The sequence below is a fragment of the Kitasatospora sp. NPDC001664 genome (assembly GCF_053596675.1).
The window spans coordinates 178,129-201,308 of record NZ_JBSFGS010000007.1; the positions used below are offsets into that span (position 1 = coordinate 178,129).

General features: G+C 74.3%; 14 protein-coding genes, 2 tRNA genes and 1 pseudogene. 12 read left to right on the plus strand and 5 right to left on the minus strand.

The window, feature by feature from the left end; genetic code table 11:
* Positions 1-53 precede the first annotated feature (53 nt).
* Positions 54-125: transfer RNA gene (locus tag ACWCYY_RS12625), tRNA-OTHER, on the plus strand.
* Positions 126-129: 4 nt separating this feature from the next.
* Positions 130-205, plus strand: a tRNA-Trp gene (locus ACWCYY_RS12630).
* Positions 206-258: 53 nt separating this feature from the next.
* On the opposite strand, the gene lnt is transcribed toward ACWCYY_RS12630, so the two are convergent.
* From lnt to ACWCYY_RS12650, 4 genes are all read right to left on the minus strand, one after another.
* On the minus strand, positions 259-1,872 hold the full coding sequence (gene lnt / locus ACWCYY_RS12635; RefSeq protein WP_449795994.1) for an apolipoprotein N-acyltransferase: 1,614 nt from the start codon (positions 1,870-1,872) through the stop codon (positions 259-261).
* Between the two features lie 106 nt (positions 1,873-1,978).
* The gene (locus tag ACWCYY_RS12640; protein ID WP_345280069.1) at positions 1,979-3,001 is read right to left on the minus strand and encodes a cation diffusion facilitator family transporter; all 1,023 of its coding nucleotides are present in this window, start codon (positions 2,999-3,001) and stop codon (positions 1,979-1,981) included.
* Between the two features lie 407 nt (positions 3,002-3,408).
* The gene (locus ACWCYY_RS12645; protein WP_449795995.1) at positions 3,409-5,487 is read right to left on the minus strand and encodes a cytochrome P450; all 2,079 of its coding nucleotides are present in this window, start codon (positions 5,485-5,487) and stop codon (positions 3,409-3,411) included.
* Positions 5,488-5,543: 56 nt separating this feature from the next.
* A complete protein-coding gene (locus ACWCYY_RS12650) occupies positions 5,544-7,316 on the minus strand; it encodes a non-ribosomal peptide synthetase (RefSeq protein ID WP_449795996.1) in 1,773 nt (590 codons plus the stop codon).
* Positions 7,317-7,513: 197 nt separating this feature from the next.
* On the opposite strand from ACWCYY_RS12650, the gene ACWCYY_RS12655 reads away from it, so the two are divergent.
* The 5 genes from ACWCYY_RS12655 to ACWCYY_RS12675 all read left to right on the plus strand — a co-directional run bounded on the left by ACWCYY_RS12655 (position 7,514) and on the right by ACWCYY_RS12675 (position 14,734).
* Positions 7,514-8,572, plus strand: a complete 1,059-nt coding sequence (locus ACWCYY_RS12655) for a pyridoxal-phosphate dependent enzyme (RefSeq protein ID WP_345280075.1) — start codon at positions 7,514-7,516, stop codon at positions 8,570-8,572.
* 71 nt (positions 8,573-8,643) lie between these two features.
* Positions 8,644-9,867 carry an ATP-grasp domain-containing protein gene (locus tag ACWCYY_RS12660; RefSeq protein WP_449795997.1) on the plus strand — a complete coding sequence of 408 codons (1,224 nt, stop codon included), beginning with the start codon at positions 8,644-8,646 and terminating at the stop codon, positions 9,865-9,867.
* Complete coding sequence (locus tag ACWCYY_RS12665) at positions 9,864-12,275, plus strand: MFS transporter (RefSeq protein WP_449795998.1); 2,412 nt, start codon at positions 9,864-9,866, stop codon at positions 12,273-12,275. Before ACWCYY_RS12660 ends, ACWCYY_RS12665 begins: the two co-directional genes overlap by 4 nt.
* An 81-nt stretch (positions 12,276-12,356) precedes the next feature.
* Positions 12,357-13,364: an ATP-grasp domain-containing protein gene (locus ACWCYY_RS12670; RefSeq protein WP_345280081.1), complete on the plus strand. Its 1,008-nt coding sequence runs from the start codon at positions 12,357-12,359 to the stop codon at positions 13,362-13,364.
* Positions 13,361-14,734: a hypothetical protein gene (locus ACWCYY_RS12675; RefSeq protein ID WP_449795999.1), complete on the plus strand. Its 1,374-nt coding sequence runs from the start codon at positions 13,361-13,363 to the stop codon at positions 14,732-14,734. The genes ACWCYY_RS12670 and ACWCYY_RS12675 overlap by 4 nt, the downstream gene beginning before the upstream one ends.
* 131 nt (positions 14,735-14,865) lie before the next feature.
* Here the strand turns inward: ACWCYY_RS12675 and ACWCYY_RS12680 are convergent.
* Positions 14,866-15,156, minus strand: a pseudogene (locus ACWCYY_RS12680) (GNAT family N-acetyltransferase); the annotation flags it as partial.
* Positions 15,157-15,564: 408 nt separating this feature from the next.
* On the opposite strand from ACWCYY_RS12680, the gene ACWCYY_RS12685 reads away from it, so the two are divergent.
* From ACWCYY_RS12685 to ACWCYY_RS12705, 5 genes are all read left to right on the plus strand, one after another.
* Positions 15,565-16,245 (plus strand): DUF6304 family protein, encoded by a 681-nt coding sequence (locus tag ACWCYY_RS12685; protein WP_449796000.1) that lies wholly within the window; start codon positions 15,565-15,567, stop codon positions 16,243-16,245.
* Between the two features lie 179 nt (positions 16,246-16,424).
* Positions 16,425-16,901: a hypothetical protein gene (locus ACWCYY_RS12690; RefSeq protein WP_449796001.1), complete on the plus strand. Its 477-nt coding sequence runs from the start codon at positions 16,425-16,427 to the stop codon at positions 16,899-16,901.
* Positions 16,902-16,941: 40 nt separating this feature from the next.
* Positions 16,942-18,354 carry a glycoside hydrolase family 16 protein gene (locus ACWCYY_RS12695; RefSeq protein ID WP_449796002.1) on the plus strand — a complete coding sequence of 471 codons (1,413 nt, stop codon included), beginning with the start codon at positions 16,942-16,944 and terminating at the stop codon, positions 18,352-18,354.
* A 37-nt stretch (positions 18,355-18,391) separates the two neighbouring features.
* A complete protein-coding gene (locus tag ACWCYY_RS12700) occupies positions 18,392-19,060 on the plus strand; it encodes an HAD family hydrolase (protein WP_449796003.1) in 669 nt (222 codons plus the stop codon).
* 742 nt (positions 19,061-19,802) lie between these two features.
* Complete coding sequence (locus ACWCYY_RS12705) at positions 19,803-23,141, plus strand: FtsX-like permease family protein (RefSeq protein WP_449796004.1); 3,339 nt, start codon at positions 19,803-19,805, stop codon at positions 23,139-23,141.
* Positions 23,142-23,180: the final 39 nt, after the last annotated feature.

Here is a 23,180-nt window from a genome sequence, read left to right on the forward strand (position 1 = left end):
CCCGAAAACCCGTGGCGTCCGGCCGGACCGTGCCACAGAATCGGGACCTGCGACCACCCGTAGCTCAGCTGCCAGAGCACCGTCCTACAAGGCGGGGGGCGCCGGTTCGAGTCCGGCCGGGTGGATCGTGCGGGTATAGCTCAGTCCGGTAGAGAGCAGCCGCCTCCAAAGCGGTGAGCCGGGGGTTCGATTCCCTCTACCCGTGCCGTGAATCCGGCCCGCCCCACCCCGGGGCGGGCCGTTCGCATGCCCCGGTGCTCAGGAAGTGGCGCTGCGCGCCCGGTGGTTCGCCTGGAGGCGGCGCAGGGGCGGGAGGAGGAGGGCGCCGGCCGCGAGGGCGGTGAGGAGGGCCTCGGGCCAGGGGCCGAGGTGGGCGGCGGGGGTCGTGGTGGTGCGGAGGGGGAGGGCGGCGACGAGGTAGGACTGCTGCCAGGGGGAGGTACGGGCCGTGGTGCGGCCGTCGGGGGTGATGGTGGCGCTGATGCCGGTGGTGGAGGCGAGCACCACGGAGCGGTCGTGTTCGACGGCGCGGACCCGGGCGATGGCCAGTTGCTGGAGGGGTTCGCCGAGGGAGCCGTCGCGCATGTAGGTGGCGTTGTTGGTCTGGACGGCGAGGAGGTTGGCGCCGGCCCGGACCGCGTCGCGGACCTGGGAGTCGTAGCCGACCTCGTAGCAGATGGAGTCGGCGAGGGTGACGGGGCCGACCCGGAAGACGGCGGGGCCGGTGCCCGGGACGAAGTCACGGGGGATCAGCTGGAGGTCGCCGAGGCCGCCGATGGTGTCGCGCAGCGGGATGTACTCGCCGAAGGGCACCAGGTGCTGCTTGGCGTACCACTCGCCCGGGCCGCTGACGGGGCGCCAGAGCAGGCCGGCGTTGCGGATCCGGCCGTCCGGGCCGTCGAGGATGGCACCGACCAGGACCGGGACGCCGAGACGGTCGACGGCGCGGCCGATCTGGCCGGAGAGCAGGCGGTCCGGGCGGGGGTCGGTGTCGGTGGAGTTCTCGGGCCAGACCACCAGGTCCGGGGTGGGGAGGCGGCCGGAGCGGACCTCCTCGGCGAGCCGGTCGGTGGCCGCGACGTGATTGGCCGTCACCTGCCGGACCCGGGCCTGCTCGGCGAGGGTGCGCTCGCGCGGGACGTTGCCCTGGACGGCGGCCACCGTGGCGCTCGGGCCGCCGGTGGCGGAGGGCAGCAGCAGGAGTCCGGAGAGCGCGGTCGCCACGGTGGCGGCGGAGCCGACGGCCCGGCGCAGCAGCCCGCGGCCCCGGCCCCGGGCGGTGAGCAGCAGGGCCAGGCAGGCCGCCGTGAACGCGAGCAGCCCGCCGAGGCCGGGGGCGCCGAGGACCGAGACCCAGCCTAGGGTCGGCGCGTCGGCCTGGCTGAAGGCCAGCCGCCCCCAGGGGAACCCGCCGAGCGGGAAGCGCGAGCGCACCGCCTCGGCCGCCACCCACCAGCAGGCCACCCAGAACGGGGCGCCGCGCAGCCGCCACAGCGCGGGCAGCCCGATGGCCAGCAGCCCCCAGAGCAGTGCCTGGGCCAGCGTCAGGCCGATCCAGGGGGCGGCGCCGAGGTTGCGCAGCCAGAGCAGCATCGGCCCGAAGAAGGCGAGGCCGTACGCGGTGCCGGCCAGGAAGGCCGTCCGGGCCCGGACGCCACGGACGGCCGCGAGCAGCAGCGCGGGGCCCAGCACCGCGAGCGGCCACAGGCCGAGGGGAGGGAAGGCGGCGGCGGTGAGCAGGCCGCCGAGCGGCGCGAGGAGCAGTCGGAGCCGGGCCGCTCCCGGGAGGCCGGGGAGGAGGCGCCGGCCGGGCCGCGAGGAGGACCGGGCCGGCGTGTGCTCGGTGGCGGGTGTGGCCGTGGCGGTGGTCATGGTGCGGGGTGCTCCTCGCGCGTCGGGGCGGGCAGGTGCCGCCCGCCGGGCACGCGGTGGTCAGGTCCTGCTGCGCCGTGACGCAGCATCGCACGTGGACGACCGGTCAGTGCTCGTGGGGTCCGTCGTGGTGGACGGGGCCGTGCGGCTCGGCGCAGTGGCCGGCGGCCGGGCCGGGCGCCGCGGCGGTCAGGCTGAGCACCCGCTGGGGAGCGTGGTCGACCTGGAGGGTGGTGTGGGTGATGCCGTGGTCGTGGGCGAGCTCGTGCTCCAGGTCGCGGCGGACGGCGTGGCAGTCCTGGTCCGGGGCGACCAACACGTGGGCGGAGAGGGCCGGTTGGCCCGAGGTGATGGCCCAGACGTGGAGGTCGTGCACCTCGCTGACCCCGTGGTGGGAGGCGAGCGCGTCGCCGATCCGGTCCGGTTCCACCCCGGCCGGAGCGGCCTCCAGGAAGATCCGGCCGGACTCGCGCAGCAGGCCCCAGCCCGCCTTGAACATCAGCGCGACCACGATCAGGGTCACGATCGAGTCGGCCCGCGCCCAGCCGGTGGTGAGCACGATGACGCCGGACACGGCGGTGGCGATGAAGCCGTAGAGGTCGTTGAGGATGTGCTGGTAGGCGCCCTCGACGTTGAGCGAGCTCCGGTTGGCCTTGGAGATGCACCAGGCGGCGGCGATGTTGACCACGATGCCCGCCAGCGCGGTGACGACGACCAGACCGCCCTCGACCTCGGGCGGGCTGATCAGCCGGGAGACCGCCTCGTAGGCGAGCCAGGCGCCGAGCAGGATCAGCGTCAGCCCGTTGATCTGGGCGGAGAGGATCTCGGCCCGCTTGAGCCCGTAGGTGAAGCCGCCCCGGGCCGGCCGGGCCGCGAGCCGCATGGCCACCAGGGCCAGCACGATGGAGAAGGCGTCGGTGAGCATGTGCGCGGCGTCCGACAGCAGGGCGAGCGAGCCGGACACCACGCCTATGACGGTCTCGACCGCCAGGAAGACGGTGATCAGGGCGAGCGCGATGCCGAGCCAGCGACGGTCCGCGTCGGCGGAGACCCCGTGCGAGTGGCCGGCGTGGCCGCCGTGGCCGCCGGCGTGGCCGTGGGTGTGGTCGTGCTCATGACCCTTCGTCATGTCCGTGCCCCCTCGTGCTCGTGTTCGGTGTGCGCGGTCGGAGGAAGTGAAACCTACCCCCGGGGGGTTGTGCAAAGGCTGCGCTGATGACGGTTTTCACCTCCGTTAAGACGCCCCTGACCTGCGAAGATGCGGGAGTTCGTGCAAGGTGCGGGTGTGCGCGTCCGGAGGCCCGGCGGAGGGGGATGGGCGGCGCGGGCGGACGGCTGCCGGGCCGCAGCCGGTCCGTGAACGCCGACGGCCTGGCGGGTGCTCCCCGTGCCAGTAGGGGAGCCGACCGCCAGGCCGTCGTCGTCAGGAACGCTTCGGTCTCCACGATCCGCCGGGCCCGGGGCCCTGTCATCAGCCCCGCCGACGCTCTGTCAGGTCCGGTCAGGTCGCGGTCGGCACGACGTCAGGTCGTGGGATCAGCTCAGCCGCAGCGGCAGGCGGCGCAGGCCGTTGACCACGATGGAGTCCAGGTACTCGGGCTCCCCGGCCAGTTCGACCGACTCCACCTGGGCGCAGAACTCGCGCAGCACCGCCAGGATCTCCAGCTTGGCCAGCTGGGTGCCGACGCAGTAGTGCGGACCGGCGCCGAGCGCCAGGTGGCGGTTCGGGGTGCGCCGCAGGTCGAAGGTGTCGGGGGAGTCGAACTGCGCCCCGTCCCGGGCCGCGGAGGTGAGCCAGCAGACCACCAGCTCGCCGGCTCGGACGGTCTGCCCGCCGACGAGGACGTCCCGGGTGGCCCGGCGCAGCAGGTGGGTGGCGCTGGAGGTCCAGCGCAGGATCTCCTCCACGGCGGCCGGTGCGAGGGCGTCGAAGTCGGCGCGCAGCGCGGCCCACTGCTCGGGGTGCTCCAACAGGGCGAGCATCCCGCCGGACATCGCCAGCCGGACGTTCTCGGTGCCGCCGACCAGCAGGTTGTCGCAGTTGAGCACCACGTCCTCCAGGGGCAGCAGTTCGCCGTCCAGCCGGAGCGTGGCCAGCGTGCTGACCAGGTCGTCACCGGGCTCGGCCCGGCGCTGCTCCACCAGGTCGGTGAAGTAGTCGAGGATCTGGAGGTGGGCGAGGCTGCGCTCCTCGGCGCTGCCGGCGCAGAACGCGTCGGTGGACCAGGTGACGATCGAGGGCCGGTCCTCGTCCGGGATGTCGAGGAAGGCGCAGACCACGTCCAGCGGGACGCGGGCGGCGACCTCGGTGACGAAGTCGGCCTGCCCGGCGGCGAGCGCCGCGCCGACGGCGGCCCTGGCCGAGACGTCCAGGAAGCCGCCCAGCGTGCGCAGGTGGCGCGGGGCGAAGCGGTCGGCGATGGCGCCGCGCAGCAGGGAGTGGCGGGGCGGATCGGAGAGGGCCAGGGTGCGGCCGCTGCCCGGGTCCTGGCCCTGTGCCAGCGGGCGGAGCAGGATGCCGGAGGCGGAGCTGAAGGTCTCCGCGTCGCGGAGCACCTCGCGGACGTCCTCGTACCGGGTGAGCGACCAGAAGCCGGGGAAGAGGCCGGGCTCGTGCCAGCGCACCGGCTCCTGCTCGCGCATCCGGGCCCAGGTGTCGTACGGGTTGCCCTGACGGTAGGTCAGGCCGTCGGTGAGTGCGTCCGGTCCCACCGTGGCCGGTGCGAGCGCGGCCGGTCCGATTGCGGCGGGCCCGAAGCCCATCGGGCAGCCCGAGGAGGCGGGGGAGGCGGTTGAGGACACGCGCGGGAAGGCGCTTTCCCGGGCCGCCACGCCGAGTGCGCCCGCGAGCAGGGCGACCGGGGGAGCGGTGCGCAGGTAGAAGTGGCCGCCCTCGGCGGTGACGGTGGAGAAGCGGCCGGAGGTGTGCTCGCGCCACGCGGACTGGCCGGCCCGGATGCCGGGCACGTCGTCCCGGCCGGAGACGGCGACGACCCGGGCGCGGACGGTGCGGCCGACGTGCTCGCGGTAGTGGGCGACCAGCCGCAGGTCCTCCTTGATGTAGCCGAGCAGCAGCTCCAGCAGTTCGGCGTCCTCGCGGATCTCCGGGCTGAGCGGCTCGTAGCCCTCCAGGTAGGCGAGCACGTCCTCGGTGGAGCTGAACGGCACCGGCGGGCGCAGCCCGGGGGCGGCGGCCGAGGAGACCACCAGCAGCGGCACCGGGACGCCGGCCGACTCCAGCCGCCGGGTGACCTCGAAGGCCAGGTAGGCGCCCATGCTGTGGCCGAAGAGCACCGAGTAGCGGACCGGGCCGGCCAGCACCTCGGCGGCGATCTGCTCGGCCAGCTCGGTGAGGGCGGCCGGGGCCGGGTCGGCGATCCGGTCCTCGCGGCCCGGGTACTGGACGGCGTGCACCCGGGCGCCCTCGAAGAGGGACTGCCAGGGCCGGAAGAAGGAGGCGGAGCCTCCGGCGTGCGGGAAGCAGAGCACGGCCGGGGCGCCGGCCTCGGCAGTGGCATCGGCGGTGGCCTCGGGGGTGGTGTCGGGGGTGGCCTCGGGGGTGGTGTCGGGGGTGATCCGCCGAACGGCGCGGGTGGGGGAGGTGGTTGACGTCACGTCTGGCCCATCGGTAGCGCGGAAGGGGAGGTGGGCGCCCGGGCGGCGGTGCGGTGTCAGACCCGGGAGAGCAGCTCGACCTGCTGGTCGAGGGTGGCGCAGCGGTACACGTCGGCGACGCCGACCGGGTGGCCGGCGAGCTTGCCGAGAGCGCGGGTGAGCCGCAGGACGGTGAGCGAGTTGCCGCCGAGCTCGAAGAAGGTCTGCGGGCAGTCCCGGGTCACGCCGGTGCCCAGCAGTTCGGCCCAGACCCGGGCGACCTGCCCGGCCAGGCCGTCGGGCTGCGCCCCGTTCCCGTCCGCGGCCGCCGCGCCCTCCGCCGCGAGGTCGGCGAGCAGCGCGGCCCGGTCCACCTTGTCGTGGGCGGTGCGCGGAAGGACCGTCACGAACCGCACCCGGTCGGGGATCCCGGCCGGTCCGAGGGCGAGCTCGCCGGTGCGGCGCACCGACGCGGCGTCGGGGGCGCTGCCGGGCAGCGGCACCACGAAGGCGGCCAGGGTGGAGGTGGCGGCGTCGTGGGCGACGGCGACCGCCTGGACGCCCGGGTGGGCGGCGAGGGCATCCTCGACGGCCTCGATGGTGATCCGCACGCCGCGGACCTTCACCTCGTTGTCCACCCGGCCGAGGAACTCCAGGCCCTCCTCGTCCGTCCAGCGGCCCAGGTCGCCGGTGAGGTAGGCGCGGCTCACCCGCCCGCAGGGGGCGGCCAGTTCGACGAAGACCTCGGCGGTGCGGCGGCGGTCGCCGACGTAGCCGAAGGCCACGCCGGGGCCGGAGACGGCGATCTGGCCGGTCTCGCCGGGGCCGACCGGCCGGAGCTGGTCGTCCAGCAGGTGCAGCTCGGTGCCGGGGATCGGGAAGCCGATGGTGGAGCGGGCCGGGCGGCGGTAGATCCGGTAGGTGGACCAGACGGTGCACTCGGTGGGGCCGTACTCGTTGGCCAGCGCCACCCCCGGCAGCAGGGCGAAGTGCTGCTCGATCACCGACTGCGGCAGTGCCTCGCCCGCGCTGACCAGCACCCGGAGGGTGGCCAACAGCTCGGCGGCGTCCGGGTGCTGGGCCCAGGAGGCGAGCAGCTCGGCGTGGAAGCCGGGCACCGTGAGCAGGTGGGTGACGCCGTGCCGGGCGATCCGCCCGAGCAGGGCACCCGGGTCCCGCCGCTCCTGCTCGTCCGCCACCACCAGCGTGCCGCCGGCCGCCAGGGTGCCCCAGACCCCGGCCACCGAGGAGTCGAAGTGGAAGGGCGAGAGCAGCAGGAAGACCGGGGTGCCGAACTCCTGGTAGGCCGTCAGACGGGCCGAGTTGGAGGCGGTCAGGTTGGGGTGGGAGACCGAGACGCCCTTGGGGCGGCCGGTCGAGCCGGAGGTGTGGAGGACGTAGGCCTCCTGGGCCGGGGTGGGCTCGGGGAGCGGGGTGCCCGCCGGGAGCGGGTGGTGCAGCAGGGCGTCGGCGTCGGGGTCGGCGGTCAGCAGCAGACCGGTGGAGGAGCGGATGTGGGCCAGGGCCTGCTCCGGGGCCTGCGGGTTGACCAGCACGGCGGAGCGTCCGCTCAGCCAGGTGCCGAGCACCTGGGCGACGGTGAGCTCGCTGCGGGAGGCCCGTACGCCGATCCGGCGGCTGGCCGGGCCGGCCGGGTGCGCCTCGATCGCGGCGGCGGTGGCCCGGGCGGCGAGCGCCAGGGCGCGGTAGCTGAGGGTCCGGTCACCGCAGATGACGGCGGGACGGTCGGAGTGGCGCTCGGCCCGGCTCAGCACCGTGGCGGGGACGCGCTCGGTGGTCTCGGGCAGGGCCGGTCCGGCGGCGAGCACGAAGGGCTGATGAGTCGTCATGGCAGCAGAGCATCCGCGCCGCTTTCCCGTCCCGCTCCCGGCCCGCTCCGGGAACGGAACGGGAAGGCGCCGGTACCGGGCGGAACCAACCTCCCCATGGCACCGGCTCCGGACGCCGTTCCCGCACCACCTGCGGGGCGGGCGGCGGGGGAGCGGGGGCCGAGCTGGAGCAAGCCGAGCTGACGGGAAGGGAAACGGTGTACAAGTCCTTCGCAGAGAAGCTGTCCGAGCCGGACCTCATCGACCTGGGCAACGGCATCTTCGTCCTGCGCTTCGAAGTCATGAAGGTCACCTCCGTCTACGCCGCGGTCAAGGACCTGCTGGACCGGGGCGTGATCCGGCCGGGGCAGACCCTGGTCGACAGTTCCAGCGGCATCTACGGCCACGCGCTGGCGCTGGTCTGCCGGGAGCTGGGCCTCAAGGCGCACGTCTTCGCCTCGGTCGCGGTGGACGCCGCGATCCGCACCCAGCTGAAGTACCTCGGTGCCACCTGGACCCAGGTGGCCTCCGGCGGGGACGGCGGCCTCCAGCACGACCAGGAGAGCCGGGTCCGGCTGGTGCACGCGTACATGGAGGAGCACCCGGACGCCTACTGGATGCAGCAGTACCACGACGACGTGCACTTCGTCGGCTACGAGCGGGTGGCCGCCACGCTGGTCAAGGAGCTCGGCTCGGCCGCGCTCACGCTGGTCGGCGGGGTCGGCACCGGCGCCTCCACCACCTCCATGAGCGGCTTCCTGCGCGGTGCGGTGGCCGACTTCCGGATGGTCGGCATCCAGCCCTTCGGCAGCCGCTCGTTCGGCGCGGAGGCGATACCGCTGGACGGCTTCATCATCGCGGGCATCGGCAGCGGCATCCGCTTCGGGAACGTCCACCACGACGCCTACGACGAGATCCACTGGCTGAACTTCGACGTCGCGGCGGCCGGCTGCCGGGACCTGCTCTCCACCACCGGGGTGTTCGCCGGGCTCTCCTCCGGCGCGGGCTGGCAGGTCTCCAAGTACCTGCGCGAGCGCTCGCCGGACGGCGCCCCGGTCGTCTTCCTGGCGCCCGACCCCGGCCACCGGTACGTGGAGAAGGTGTTCCCGCCCGAGGGGCCGGTCGAGCAGGACCCGCGGTACGCGCCGACCGTGATCGGGGACCTGGCCGAGCTGACCGGCCCGTGGAGCGCGATGGACTGGGCCCGCCGCCCGTACGAGGTCCACGACGACCTGCCGCCCTACGTGCCGGCCGGTGCCGCGGCCGCCGCGCGCTGAAAGCGCCTTCCCGGTCCCCCAGGACCACCTGACGCACCTGACAGACCCTCATGCCGAGAGGCCCGCACACCATGACCAAGATCGCCGTCATCAACTACGGCCCGAAGAGCGACTACGCCGCCATGCTCCCCGAGGTGGCCGGCGCGCTGCACGTCTACAGCCACCACGAGCTGGCCGGCACCGAGGGCTTCGCCCACTACGAGTACGTCCCGGACTGCGAGTTCGTCCCGTACCCGGAGCTGATGATCCGTCGCTCCGCCGAGGACGCGCCGTTCACCCACGTGATCACCGACAACGAGTACGACCTGGAGCGCACCGCCCGGATCCGCCGCGACCTGGGCATCCCGGGCCAGTCCCCGGCCAGCGCGCTCTCCTTCCGCGACAAGGAGGTGATGAAGCGCGTCGCGGAGAAGACCGTGCCGGTGGCCCGCTACGCCCGGCTGGAGACCGTCACCGACCTCACCGGCTTCGTCGCGGAGACCGGCTACCCGGTGGTGGTCAAGCCGGTGAAGCAGGGCGGCTCGCGGGACATCGTCACCCTGCACGGCGACGACGAGCTGGTCGAGTTCACCCGGCGGCACTGGCGCGACGACCTGATGGTGGAGCAGTTCGTCGACGGCCCGATGTACCACGTGGACGCGGTCATCGCGCCCGGCTACCGCTTCGTCGCCTCCTCCCGCTACCTGCGCAGCTGCCTGGGCGTGCTCGCCGGGGAGAACAACGGCTCGCTGCAGCTGCACCCGGAGGAGAAGTTCGCCGCCCGGCTGGAGGAGTTCCTCGACCAGGTGCTGGACGCCTTCGAGACGCCCGAGGCAAGCGCCTACCACCTCGAGGTCTTCCACACCCCAGACGACCGGCTGGTGCTCTGCGAGATCGCCTCCCGGGTCGGCGGCAACCGCATTCCCCAGCTCACCCGCGCCACCTACGGGGTGGACCTGCACCGCACCTGGCTGCGCCAGTCGGTCGGCCTGCCGGTGCCGCCCGCCCCGGCCGAGGCGCCGGAGTCCGTGCGCGGCTCGGTCTCGGTGGTCCCGCAGGGCCGCCCGGTCGGCGCCCCGCCCCGCCCGCCCTTCGAGTGGATCGACCACTACGAGGTGAACGCGGCGCTCGCCCCCGGCGCCAAGCCCGCCAACAGCACCTCGCACCTGTGCTTCGCCATCGTCCGCGGCGCCGACCTCGCCGAGGTCGAGCAGCGGGTGCTGGAGACCGAGGCCTGGCTGATGGCCAACCTGGTCGAGCCGGCGGACGCCGAGGCGGCGACCGACGGGACCGCCCCGGAGGTGACCACCCCGTGACCACCTGGCGCCGCACCTCCGCGACCGGTCGGGCCCTGCTGCTGACGGTCCTGCTGACCGGGCTGACCACCTTCATGTTCCTCCCGCTGCTGGCCGTCCGGCTGTCCGCCCAGGGTCTGCCGACCGGTCAGGTCGGCTTCCTGGTCGGCCTGCTGTCCTTCAGCAGCCAGGGCTTCTCCCTGGTCAGCGGAGCGGTGGTGGACCGGCTCCGGCCGCGGACGGTGCTCGGCGCCGGCTTCACCCTGCGGATCGCCGGGTACCTGCTGCTCGGCCTCGGGCTGGTCGGACCCTCGGGCCCGGACGGCCGGACGGTGCTGCCCGCCCTGCTGGCCGGGATCGTCGCGGTCGGCGTCGGCGGCTCGCTGCTCGGCCTGTCGATCAAGACCAGGCTGGTCCGCGAGGCGGGCGAGGCCCCGCGCGAGATGCTGGCGCTGCGCTCCACCTTCGTCAACGTCGGCGTGGTGGCGGGCCCGGCGCTCGGCGCGGCGGTCTACCCGCTCGGCTTCGGCTGGATCCTGGCCGCCTGCATCACCTCGCACCTGCTGCTGGGCCTGTACCTGACGGCCCGTGACCAGCAGCCGGTGCGGCGGGGCGGCGGCCCGGCCCGGGCGGTGGAGAGCGCCGAGGCCCCGGAGTCGCCCGCCGGGGCCCGGGCCCGGCGCCGCCAGTGGGTACCGCTGCTGCTGGTCGGCACCGCCTACTGGGCGCTCTACAGCCAGCTCAACGTGGTGCTGCCGATCACCGCCGAACGCCTCACCGGCAGCCCCGCCGCCATCACCGTCGTCTTCACCGTCAACGGCGTGCTCTGCGTGCTCTTCCAGTACGGCCTGCTGCGGCACGTCTTCGGCCGGGTCTCCTCCCGCACCCTGCTGGTGCTCGGCTTCCTCTCCTTCGCCGCCGCCTACCTGGTGTTCGTCCCGCTCGGCGGCTGGGCCGCGCTGCTGGTCTTCGTCCTGCCGGTCACCCTGGCCGAGATGCTGGTCTCGCCCAGCCTGGACGAGCAGGCGGTCAAGGCCGTCTCGGCCCGCCGCACCGGGCTCGCCCTCGGCGCGATGAGCGGAGCCGGAGCCCTGGGCAGTCTGCTCGGCGCCGGCGGTGGCGGCCTGCTGCTGCAGACCCTGGGCGAGGGCACCGGGACCTGGCTCGTCGTCAGCTCGGTGGCGGCCCTGGCCGCGGCCACCGCCCTCCTCCTACCGAAAGGCTCCGGGACGATGCCCGAGACCCTGCCCACCGCCGTGCTGCTCGGCCCCCGTGACACGGTGGTCACCGCCGCCGAGTCCCTCGGCCTGGCCGTGGTGGTGGTGGCCGACCCCACCCAGCCGGCGCCGCCCGCCACCGACTGGCCGGTCATCGAGACCCCCTGGACCACCGACACGACCGAACTGGTCGCGCGGCTGCGGGAGTTCGGCTTCACCGGTCCGGTCAGCTGCTTCGGCTTCGGCGAGCTCGGCTCGAGCGTCTGTGCCGAGGTCAACCGGGAGCTGGGTTGGACGGGCAACCCGCCCGAGGCGCTGGCCGCGTTCAAGGACAAGGCCCGGCTGCGCGCCCTGGTCGGCGACCGGGCCGGCAAGCCGGTGGCCCACGCGCTCGGGCGCACCCAGGCCGAGCTGACCGCCGCGATCGAGCGGATCGGCCTGCCCTGTGTGGTCAAGCCGGTGGACGGCACCGGCAGCGCGGGCGTGCGGCTGCTGACGGACCGCGAGGACGCGACCTGCTTCCTGCGCGAGGCTCGGGACTCCGGCCCCTACCTGGTGGAGGAGTACCTGAGCGGCCCCGAGTTCAGCGTGGAGGCGGTCAGTGTGGCCGGACGCCACCGGATCGTCGCCGTCACCGAGAAGCGGACCACCGGAGCCCCGCAGTTCGTGGAGACCGGCCACACCCTCCCGGTCCGCCTCCCGGAGGCGGAGACGGCAGCCGTCTCCGCGCTGGTCCGGGCCACCCTGGACGCCACCGGCTACCGCTACGGCCCCTCGCACACCGAGGTGATCCTGACCGGCGACGGCCCGCGGCTGGTCGAGTCGCACGGCCGCCCCGGCGGTGACCGGATCAGCGACATGCAGCAACTCGCCCTGGGTGAGGACGTGTTCGCCCTGGCGATGGCCGCCGTCTTCGGGCTGCCGCTGCCCGCCGGCCGCGAGCGCCCCAGGGTGGCCGGCATCCGCTACGTCACCTTCGACGGCACCCTGCCGATGCCCGAGACCAGCACCGAACTGGTCGCCTCGCTGCCGGGCGTGACGGAGGTGCACATCACCGTCCCGGTCGGCCAGCTGCCCGCCCCGATCCTCAAGTCCGGTGACCGGCACGGCTTCGTGCTGGCGGTCGCCGACACCCGGGAGGAGCTGGAGGCGCGCCTGGACTGCGCCGTCCGCACCCTCACCGCCAAGGCCGTGGCCGGCGCCCGCGCCTGATCATCCGTCAGACCGCTTTCCGAGCACCCGCACCCGCATCCGTACCCGCACCCGCATCCGTACAGAGAGGCCCGTGCCCCCGTGTCCTACAAGATCCTGATCCTGGTGTCCGAGGCGTCCACCGTCGAGCTCAACAACCACTCGATCATCCCGAGCGCGCTGCACCGCGAGGGCCACGAGGTGCACATCGGCGACATCGACACCCTCAACGTGCACGAGAACGTGGTCGTGGTCGACCGGGTGCGGCTCACCGAGGAGTTCGCGGCCGGGGGTGAGTTCCCCGCCCTCACCAGGACCTACGCCTCCGCCGAGGAGTTCGACCTGGTCTGGGTGCTCACCGGCACCCACCCCGAGTCCGGCGACGACTCCTTCCGTCTGCTCTGGCTGCTCAACCAGCGGGTGCCGTTCGTCAACGACGCCAGCGCGCTGTTCTACCTCAACACCAAGATCAACCTCAATGCGATCGTGCCGCCCGAGCACCTCCCGGTCAGCTACGTCACCAACGACTTCGACTTCCTCAACGGCCTGGTCGACTCCGACGGCGAGCGCTCCTGGGTGGTCAAGCCCACCAGCGACGGCTGCGGCGCCGACGTCTACGTGGTCAACCGCACCGACCGCAACCGCTCCGCCGTGCTCTCCTCCGCGACCGGCAACGCGGCCTCCCGGTACGGCCGTTACGGCCGCGACATCATCGGCATGGCCAAGCGCCACACCGCCGTCCAGGAGTACATCCCGAACGTCCGGGAGAACGAGAAGCGCGTCATCGTCATCGGCGACCAGCCCGTCGCCGGCTTCAACCGTCACCACCCCGAGCACGACCACCGCTCCAACGCCACCCTCGGCGCGCGCTTCTCCCCGCTCGAACTCACCACCGAGGAGGAGGCGTTCGTCCGCCGCCTGGGCCGCCGGATGACGGAGCTGGGCATCTTCTACTCCGGCATCGACCTCGCCTACCCGTACGTCATCGAGGTCAACATGGTGAACCCGGGCGGCCTGAGCTACCACAAGCGGGCCACCGGGGAGGACAAGTCCTCCGAGGCGGTCAACACCCTGCTGGCGGTGCTGCGCGAAGCCGGGAAGCTCAAGTGACCGCCTTCTGGCCGGGGTCGGCACAGCTGGTGGCCTGGGAGGGACTGGACCAGCGGGCGGTGGCCGGCTGGAAGCAGTACGCGGCCACCGGCGCGTCCGAGGCCGACGGCGCCGCCTTCGCCGAGCGGCTGCACCGGCCCGGCTGGGTGCACACCTACCCGCCCCAGATCCTCACCGGCGAAGCCGTCACGGCGGTCGAGACCACCGGGCTGCGGCTGGCCGAGCTGATCACCGGCTTCCCCGAGCGGGCGTTCGGCGGGGACCGCACCGCCTGGCTCGAGTACCTCCGACTGCCCAGCGCCGACGCCGAGTTGATCGCCGAGGCGCTGGACCACCCGCACCTTGCCAAGGTGGCCACCGCCTTCATGCGGCCCGATCTGGTGGTCACCGAGAACGGCCTCAAGCTCGTCGAACTCAACGTGGCCGTCTCGCTCGGCGGTCTGAGCACCTGCGCCCCCTACACGGCGGCGGCCGCCGACTCCGGCTTCGCCCGCCACCTGGCGGCCCAGGGCCTGCGGCTGCACGGCACCGACACCTCGCGGATCTGGCTGGAGGTGTTCGGCTCGTTGCTGCGCGGCACCGGCGAAGGTCCGCTGCACGTCTTCGAGGCGGCGGCCGACCCGGCCGACGCGCTCGGTGGGCGCCGCTTCTTCGCCGACATGATCCGCTCGGCCGGGTACCGGATCAGCTCCGGCTTGATCCACGACCTCGAACTCTCCGACGAGGGCGTCGCCTTCGGCGGCGAGCGGGTGCACGCGATCTTCACCGGCTACACCTGGGACGAGACCCGGCGCTTCGTGCCGCCCGCGCTCACCCGGCGGCTGATGGAGCTGGACGCCGCCGGGAAGGTCGACTTCATCGGCTCGCCCGCCGCCGCCCTCTACGACAACAAGGCCAATCTGGCGCTGCTCTTCGACCCCCGCTTCACGGCTCTCCTCACGCCGGAGGAACGGGAGTTGGTCCGCAAGCACGTCCCGGAGACCAGGGTGCTGGACGCCACCACCCTGGACTGGGCGCTGGCCGCGCGGCCCCTGCTGGTCTGCAAGCCCACCGCCGCTTACGGGGGCAAGGACATCGCCTTCGGCCTGGTCCACTCCGACGCCGCCTGGGAGGCGGAGCTGCGCCGCCGGCTGGCCCGGCCGGGCGAGGTCCACGTCCTGCAGCGCCGCGAGGCCCCCGCCCGGCTCACCCTGCCCGGAACCGCCACCGCCGAACGCGAACTGGTCCTGGCCCCGCTGCTGTTCGGCGGCCGCCCGGCCGGCATCTTCGTCCGCCACGCGCCGCCCAGGCCCGACTCCGCCATCAACGCCTCCGGCGGAGCCGAGGCCGCCGGAGCCCTCACCCTGCGCCGCATCACCCCGCTGGGCTGACCCCGCCTCAGCCCCCTCCCCCTCCGACCCCGGGGCCCCGGCCGGCTGATGGCCGGGGCCCCGGCCCACGCCGTCCCGGGGCGGGTGAACACCACGACGTCCGGGCCGGCGGGCAGGCGCTGCCAGCCGTGGCGTTCGTAGAGCCGGACGACGCTACGGGCGTTCGGCGAGGTCAGCAACCAGCACGCGTCCTGGCCCTCGCACAGCAGGTTGAGGAGGCGACCCGCGAGGCCCCGCCCCCGGGCGTGCGGCGCCACCGCGAGTTCGTCGACCTCCAGGGTTCCGGCGAGCCGGGTCCCCACCTGGTCCCCGAGGGCGGCCCGCACCCGGTCGGAGGAGCGGCCGGTGGGGAGCGGACGGGCAGGAGATCGCTGGACTGTCCACCTCGACGACGGATGGGTCTGGGCAGCCTGGGGAGTCACCCTGTTGACCGGATGACGATGGCGGCGAGGTAGGTCGTGGCAGTTGTGCCGTGCCGTGCGCGGTCGGCGTGGTGAGGTGCTGATCGATGCTCAACTCCGGGAAATGCCCGGCTCCTCAGCCCCATGGGCGGGAACCTCGTCCACACCGGGTGCCACCACCGGCAGCCCGGAGGCCATCAACTCACCACGCGCGCGGCCAGGCTCTCACGTTCCCACAGGGCCGCGTCACTCACTCTCTCCACCACTCCGGAACCCTAACCGGAAGTAGTGGCCGACGGCCTGGCCACTGTCCTGCGCGGGGCAGACGCACGGGGGTTGACGGCGCGGTGGTAAGGGCCAGGCTGTGCCGGGTGGGCAGTGGTACGCCGAGGGTTGGTCGGCGATCACCGCCGGGTGATACTGGCGCCCATGAGCGATGCGTTTGGGTACGCGAGTCCGCAGCACTACCCCGCGGTCGTGACCGATCGGTGGGGACAGTTCCGCACGACTCTGGTCAACAGCGGCAGGACGTTCACGATGGTTCTTCGGGGCAACCGCTTCGAGGGGACGTCACTTGACGGTCTCGAGCTGGTGGGAGCGCCTGCCGAGACCGACGAACCTCCTGCCCTGGACCACGGCGATCTGTGCTCCTGCACCATCGAGTGGAGCATGCCGGTCGAGGTCTCCCTGCCCGACACCGGACCGGTGAGCGCCCCGTTGGACGTGCGGCTGGTCCTCGGAGATCCGGCACTCACCCGTGCCGTCGACCTGGTCAGCGTGACGTTGGCGCTGCACCTTCCGGCCGGGGTCGTGGAGACGACCGCTCCCCAGGAGTACATGGAGGATGCCCTGCTGGACCTCCAGCGCGGGCTGCCTGACGGCACCCGGCTGCTGGCCTGCATCTCCTGTGCCTTCTCCGACTACCACCCGGCGGGTTCCGGCTTCATCGGTGCGATGGCCTGCTTCCGCGACCGCAAGGACGCCTACCGGGCCGTCGTCGGCAAGCGGGGCCTGTTCGCCGTCTGGGCCGAGCGGAGCGGGTTCGTCCAGGAGACCTTCCACTGCCCTGACTTCGAGCAGCGTCAGCCCGGCACCGGATACCGCGGCTGAGCTCGCCGTCCGACCCGCGGTCCAGGTGAGACGGGTTTCCGGCGGCAGCGATCGGTTGGGCCGACCGGGTGGGGCCCGGTGCCGGTGCGGTGTGGTGCGGGGGCGGGCGGGCGCGGGCACCGGATAACTCTGTGGACGGACGTTCCGCAGGGCGTCCGCGGTCGAGCGGGGAGCGGTGGATGCGGGCGTGGTGGTGGCGGGCCGCAGTGGCGGTCGTGGTGTGTGCGGCGGCCACCGGGACGGCGGTGGCGGAGGCCGGGGCACCGCAGGCGGAGGAGCGTCGGGAGGGGCTGCGGGTGGTGCACGTCTCGGTGGACCCGGTGCGCGCGCACGGTGTCTCCACGGTGCGCGCCCTGATCACCAACGACGGTCCGGGAGCGGTGGGTTCGGACTTCACGACACACGTGCGGGTGCCGCTGCGGGCGCTGGCCACCGGTACGTACTTCCCCCGCAACTGCCACCTGAAGCAGGCCGAGCTGAGCTGCTCCTTCCGCAAGGGGCTGCCGCTGCTGCGGACCGCGACGGTGCTGATCCCCGTCCGGCTGGCCGAGGACGTGCGGGACGGCGAGCGGCTGGAGGGCGGCCTGATCACGGTGGACGACCCCGACCGGCCCGGCCGCACCCACAGCCGCGCGTTCTCGATCGACGTCGGCTGAGCCCTCGTCCCGCGCCCGACACCCTTCGAACGGAGCCCCGTTGTCCCTGCCCCGCCGCGCCGCCATGGCGGCCATGCTCCTGCTGCTGCCACTGCTCCCGGCCACCGGGGCCGCCGCCGCTCCTCCCGTGCGGCAGCAGAGCCTGACCCCGCAGCGCGCCGTCCCGGGCGCACCCGTCGCGGCCACCCTCACCGTCCGTTCCACGAGCTGCCTGACGGTGGACGAACTCGGCGTCGGGGTACGGGACTCGGCGCAGAACAACCTGGACTTCCCCGGCTCCACCGGCCGGATCGAGATCTGCCCGGACGGGTACACCCTCACCACCGGCACCCGTACCTTCGACGCGGGGAGGTACCGGCAGTTCGGCTTCTACCGGATCGGCTCGCGCTACTTCGACCTGGACAACCGCCCGTTGGTGGTGGCCGCGCCCGAGGTCCGCCAGCGCTCCCTCGCGCCCGACCAGGCGGTCGACGGCCGACCGGTGGCCGCGACCCTCACCGTCACCGCGGACGCCTGCACGACGGTGGACGAACTGGGCGTCGGCGTCCGGGACCAGGACGACGCCAACCTCGACTTCCCCGGGACGGCGAGCGCCGTCACCGTCTGCCCGCAGGGGTACACCCTGACCACCGGCGAGCGCTCCTTCCCGGCCGGGACGTACACCGAGTTCGGCTGGTACCGGATCGGCACGGAGTACCACAACCTGCGCAGCCAGAACCTGACGGTCCGCCAGCTGCCGACGCCGCCCACTCCGCCCGTGGTGGGCGAGCTGGTCTTCGACCAGACCTTCAACGGCCCGCTGGACATCGGCGGCACCTGGAACGACAGCACCACCAGCGCCTACCGCTACGGCAACCACAACCCGGACGACGACAAGCTGGACTGGATCGAACCCGCAGCGACGACCACCGCCGGCGGCCGCTCCTCGTTCACCGGCAGCCCGGGCACCGAGCGTCTGGAGAACGGCGAACTCGCCTGGAACACCGGTCTGCTGACCACCGAGTCGACCCAGCAGGGCTTCCAGGTCCGCCCCGGTGACTACGCCGAGGTCAAGCTACAGCTGCCGTCCGGCGAGGGTGCCTGGCCCGCGCTGTGGACCTGGAAGGACGGCGGCAGCGAGATCGACTCCTTCGAGTACCACCCCGACAACCCCAACCTGCTGGAGCTGAGCAACCGCATCCGCCCGGCCTCCTCCTACTACACCGACCCCGAGACGGTGTACCCGGGCGCCTGGATCACCATCGGCGTGCACTACGGCACCCGCAACAACGACTGGTACGTCAACGGCCGCCTGGTCTTCTCCGACCAGACCGGTGTACCGGACGACTGGTCCGCCTACCTGATCCTCAACCTCTCGATCGACGCCGGGAGTTGGCACCCCGCCCCCGACGGCCCGACCCCCATCGTCCTGAACGCCGACCACCTCCGGGTCTGGCGGCCCAGCGGTAACTGACTGGCACCGGCCCGGAGTCGGTGGCTACGTTCGCGGGATGCAGCGACTGGCACTCTTCGACCTCGACGGAACGCTCCTCGACCGCGACGCCGCCTTCGCCGCCTGGGCCCGGGAGTTCACGGACTCCCGGCGCCTGGGTGACGGGGCGCTGGAGTGGCTGATGGCGGAGGACACGCGGCACGGCGGCCCGATGGGCGGCTTCTTCGCGAACGCCCGGGAGCGGTTCGGCCTCCGGGCGTCGGTCGAGGAGCTCTGGGGCGCCTACCGGGCGCGGATGCCGGAGTTGATCACCTGCCCGCCCGAGGCACTGGCGGCCCTGGCCGCCGTGCGGGAGGCCGGTTGGCGGACCGCGATCGTCACCAACGGCCGGCAGGACGTTCAGCTGGCCAAGATCAGGGCGACCGGGCTCGCGGAGTCGGTCGATGCCTGGTGCGTCTCGGAGGAGGTCGGAGTCCGCAAGCCGGGGGCCGGGATCTTCCGGATCGCCGCCGAACGGTGCGGGGCCGAGCTCGACCGTGGCGGCTGGATGGTCGGCGACCGCCTGTCGGCCGACATCGCGGGCGGCCGGGCCGTGGGGTTGAGGACCGTCTGGCTGCCCGGCCGCAGGGCCTCGGAGCAGCGGCCCGCAGGCGTCGTGCCGGACGCCACGGTGGCCTCGGTGTCCGAGGCCGTGCGGGTGATCCTCGCCGCGCCGGACGGCGGCTGACGGGGGATCGGCGCGGGCCCAGCAGGCGTGGCTGCGGCCGTGTGCGGGTCGGTGCGGGTGAAGACCAGGACGCGCAGGACGGCGAAGCGGGCGAGGCCGGCCAGTGCGGAGGCGCCGAGGTAGACGGCCTGCTCGACGAGGGGGCCGGGGGAGTCCACCGCCAGGTGGAGCAGGAGCATCGCCGCGCAGGTCGCGGCGTAGGCGGCCGTCGCGGAGGCGGCGGCCTGGGCGTGCTGACGGCCCGTCGCCCGGGCTCCGGTGCCCGGGCCGAAGGTGAAGCGGGCGTGGAGCTCGGTGGTCAGGGCGGTGGAGACCACGGCGACCAGGGCGTTGGCCAGGGCCCAGGGGAGGTGGTCCGCGAGGGCGGCCACGGCGATCCCGGAGAGGACGCCGGCCCCGCCGCCGAACAGTACGTACCGCACGAACGCCTTCATGGCCCGCCCCCTTCTCGCTGTTTCCGATATGGGAAACGCTACGTTGCCTTTCCGGAGTTGGCAACGATGGATTCACCCAAAGTCGGCATATGGGCAGGTGGGTGACGTGAAGTCATTGCAATGGATGGGCGGCTAACGCAATGCACGCCCACGTCCCGGCTGCCCGGGCGGACGGTGTCGGGGTGCCCGTTCGGGCAGGGATCGGGAAGTCCGGCCCACAGGTCGGATTGGTACAGACCACTGGGTGATCGCTGTGATAGAACGTCACCTCCGTGGCGGGGGAACACTCCGCACGTGAGGGGAGTGGAATGGCACTGACGGGGGTCGGGCGCCGCGTCGCACAGCACGGTCTGGTGCTGGCCTCGGCGGCCGTGAGCATCCTGGTGGCGGTGGCCGTGCTGGCCTCGGTGACCGGGCTGGCCGGGGCGGCGGCCACGGTGGGGGTGCGCGAGCGGCTCGCCCGCGACGCCGACCTCTCGGTGGAGGTGGACGCGCGCTGGAGCGCGCAGGGCCTGCCGGCGGGTGACCGGACCGTGCGCGCCGCACTGGCCCGGGCGATGGGCGGTGCGCCGTTCCGTACCGAGACCGCGGTGCGGGCCGTCAGCGCCGTAGACCTCCAACTCCCGCCCGCCGGACGGCGACAGGCCACCGAGACCACCCTCGCCGCCCTCCCGGTCGCCCTCCCCGACCCCGGGCGCCACGCCGGCCTGCGCAGCGGGACCTGGCCGGCGGCCGGCAGCGGACCCGGGCTGCGGGTGGCCCTGCCGGAGAGCGCGGCCGACCGGCTCGGACTGGACACGGGGGGCACGGCGACCGTCGTCGACCCGGTCACCGGTGGCCCACTGCTCCTCACCGTCACCGGCGTCTACCGGCCCGATCCGGAGGCGGCCGCGCTCTGGGCCCACCTCGGCGGCGCCGACCGCGAGGCCCCGGACCTGCTGCTCACCGACCCCGCCCAGCTCACCACCCTGCCCGCCTTCGCCGACCGCACCCTGGCCGTCTGGCTGGCCCGGCCGGACACCGCGGGCCTGAGCCTGCCCGACCTGCTCGAACTGCGGGACCGGGTGGCCGTGTTCGCCGGATCGAGCACCGCGCGCTCGGTCTACCGCGGTGGCACCCCGGTACTGGCGGAGACCCGGGCGCACAGCGACCTCCCCGCCGCCGTCGACCGTCAGGCCCTCCCGGCCCTCAAGTCCCGGGCCGAGGCGGCCGTCCCGCTCGTCCTGCTGGCCGCACTGGCCTGCCTGGTACTGGTCCTGACGGCCCGTCGGCTCGCGGACTCGCTCGCCGCCGAGCGCGCCCTGCGCCACTCCCGGGGCGCGGGGGCGGCCCGGCTGCTGCTCGCCTCGGCCGGCGAGTGGGCGCTGGCCGCCGTCCCGGCGGCGGCCGGCGGGCTGCTGCTGGCCGGTCCGCTGCTCTCCGCGGTGCTGCGCGCCTCGGGTGCGCACGCCGCCGCGCTGTCGGACCTCGCGGCCGCCGACGCCCGGACGGCCTGGTGGGCAGCCGGGTTCGCGCTGCTGGTGCACGGCGCGGCCCTGCTGCTGCCCCTGGCCGCCCAGCTGGCCGGCCCCGCCCGCTGGTGGGCCGCCCGACGGGGCGGATCGCGCCGCCTGGGCCCGCAGCGGGCCGGGGTGGACCTGGCGCTGGTGGTGGTCGCGGTGCTGGGCCTGCTCCAACTGCGCCACTACGACGGGCTGGTGGCCCGCCGGGCGGTGGCCGGCTTCGGCGCGGCGGTCGACCCGGTGCTGGTCCTCGCGCCCATGGCGACGGCGGTGGCCGGGGCGGTGCTGACGCTGCGTCTGTTCCCGCTCGCCGGGCGGCTGCTGGAGCGGACCGCCCGCCGCAGCAGGGGCCTGGTACTGCCGCTCGGCGCCTGGCAGTTGAGCCGGGAGAGCGGCCGTCAGGCCGTGCCGGTGCTGGCCACCGTGCTCGCGGTGGCCTGCGGCAGCCTGGCGGCCGGGGTGCTGGGCGGACTGTCCGCCGGGGACCGGGACCGGGCCGCCTTCGCGGTCGGTGCCGACCTGCGCCTGACCGGGGTCTCCGGCCCGGCGGCGCAGCGTCAGGCGGCGCTCGCCGCGGTCCCCGGCGTCACCGGCCTGACCCCGGTCGCCGAGTCCCGGGCCTTCGTGGGCGGCACGGTCGTGCAGACCGTCGCCGTCGACACCGCAGCCGCGAGCGCCCACGGACTGCCGCTGCTCCGCGCCGACCAGGCGGACCGGCCGGCGGCCGAGCTGCTCGCCCCGCTGACGGCCGTGCCGACCGCAGGACTGCCGGTGCCGGGCCGCCCCACCGCGCTGGAGGTGACCGCGCAGGCCGCCGCGGACCGCCCGCTCGCGGGGGCCGAGCTGTACCTCTGGGTCCAGGACGCCCACGGCCTGACGGAGCGTCTGGCCGCCCCGCTGCCCGCCGACGGCCGCTCGCACGTCCTCGCCTTCCCGCTGGGCGACACCGACCGTAGGGCCCACCCCCTGACGGTGAGCCGGCTCGGCGTCCACTTCCCGGCCGGCCTGACGCAGCGGACCACCCTGGACCTGCGACTGCCCCGGATCGACGCGGTCGGCTCCGGGGGCAGTGCCGGGCTCGCGCTCCCGGACGGCCACCGCTGGTACCGCTCCGGCACGGCCTTCGCCGAGCCGGCCGCGATCGGCTGCCCGGCCGCGGAGGGGAGCGTCAGCAAGTACTCCGTCGGCTTCCCGGAGGACGCGTGGGCCACCGCCTGCAGTTGGCAAGGCGGCGGCCAGGGTGGCGAGCTGCTCCGTGCGGTGCTGCGCTCCCAGGAGCCCTCCGACCGGGCCGACCCCGCCACCCTGGACGCGGTGTTCGTGGCGTTGCCCGGGACCGGCGCCACCACACCCGCGCCGTCCGTGCTGCCCGCGGTGGCGGACCGGGCGCTGCTCGCCGCGCTGGGGGCGGCGGTCGGCGACACCGTCCGGCTCGGCTGGGAGCAGCAGTCGTCGGTCACCCAGCAGGTCAGGATCACCGGGCTGGTCGACGCCCTTCCCGGCGACGAGCGCACCCGGGGCCACCTGCTGCTCGACCTGCGCTCCCTGGCCGCCGCCCGCGCGGCCGTCGGACTGGAACCACCCGGCGACAGCCGCTGGTGGCTGCGGACCTCGGACCCGGTGGCGACCCGGGCCGCTGCCGGGGCGCGCGGCGAGCTCGGCCGGGTGGAGAGCACGCGCACGGTGGCCGAGGGCCTGCGGGACGACGCCTTCCGGACCGGTCTGCGCGGAGCCTGGCTGCTGGTGCTGGCGACCGCGCCGCTGTTCGCGGTGACGGCGCTCACCCTGCACACGGTGGGCGCGGCCCGGGCCAGGCGACGGGAGTTCGCCGTGCTGCGCGCCCTCGGGGTGCGCAGCGGCGACCTGGTCGGGCTGCTGCGCGCCGAACAGGTGGCGGTGACCGCCCTGCCCGTGCTGCTCGGCGGCCTGCTGGGCCTGCTGCTCACCGCACTGCTGCCGCTGATCGCGCTGGACGACGCGGCTCGACCGCTCTATCCGGCGCTGTTGGCCGCGCCCGGCCGGCCCGGTGCCGTGCTCACGGCGCTCGGCAGTGGGGTGCTGCTCACGGTGGCGGTGCTGGTGCTCACCCGGCTGCTGGCGCGGGTGGACCTGGTCCGGGTGCTCCGGGCGGGGGAGGACGGATGAGCCGGGCCATGGAGGGGGCCACCGCGAGCGGCGCGGTGG

What these genes read in the sequence shown, in the direction of transcription:
- lnt (WP_449795994.1), bottom strand. Translation starts at nt 1,872, where the DNA reads ATGACCACCGCCACGGCCACACCCGCCACCGAGCACACGCCGGCCCGG.
- ACWCYY_RS12640 (WP_345280069.1), bottom strand. Translation starts at nt 3,001, where the DNA reads ATGACGAAGGGTCATGAGCACGACCACACCCACGGCCACGCCGGCGGC.
- ACWCYY_RS12650 (WP_449795996.1), bottom strand. Translation starts at nt 7,316, where the DNA reads ATGACGACTCATCAGCCCTTCGTGCTCGCCGCCGGACCGGCCCTGCCC.
- ACWCYY_RS12660 (WP_449795997.1), top strand. Translation starts at nt 8,644, where the DNA reads ATGACCAAGATCGCCGTCATCAACTACGGCCCGAAGAGCGACTACGCC.
- ACWCYY_RS12685 (WP_449796000.1), top strand. Translation starts at nt 15,565, where the DNA reads ATGAGCGATGCGTTTGGGTACGCGAGTCCGCAGCACTACCCCGCGGTC.
- ACWCYY_RS12690 (WP_449796001.1), top strand. Translation starts at nt 16,425, where the DNA reads ATGCGGGCGTGGTGGTGGCGGGCCGCAGTGGCGGTCGTGGTGTGTGCG.
- ACWCYY_RS12700 (WP_449796003.1), top strand. Translation starts at nt 18,392, where the DNA reads ATGCAGCGACTGGCACTCTTCGACCTCGACGGAACGCTCCTCGACCGC.
- ACWCYY_RS12705 (WP_449796004.1), top strand. Translation starts at nt 19,803, where the DNA reads ATGGCACTGACGGGGGTCGGGCGCCGCGTCGCACAGCACGGTCTGGTG.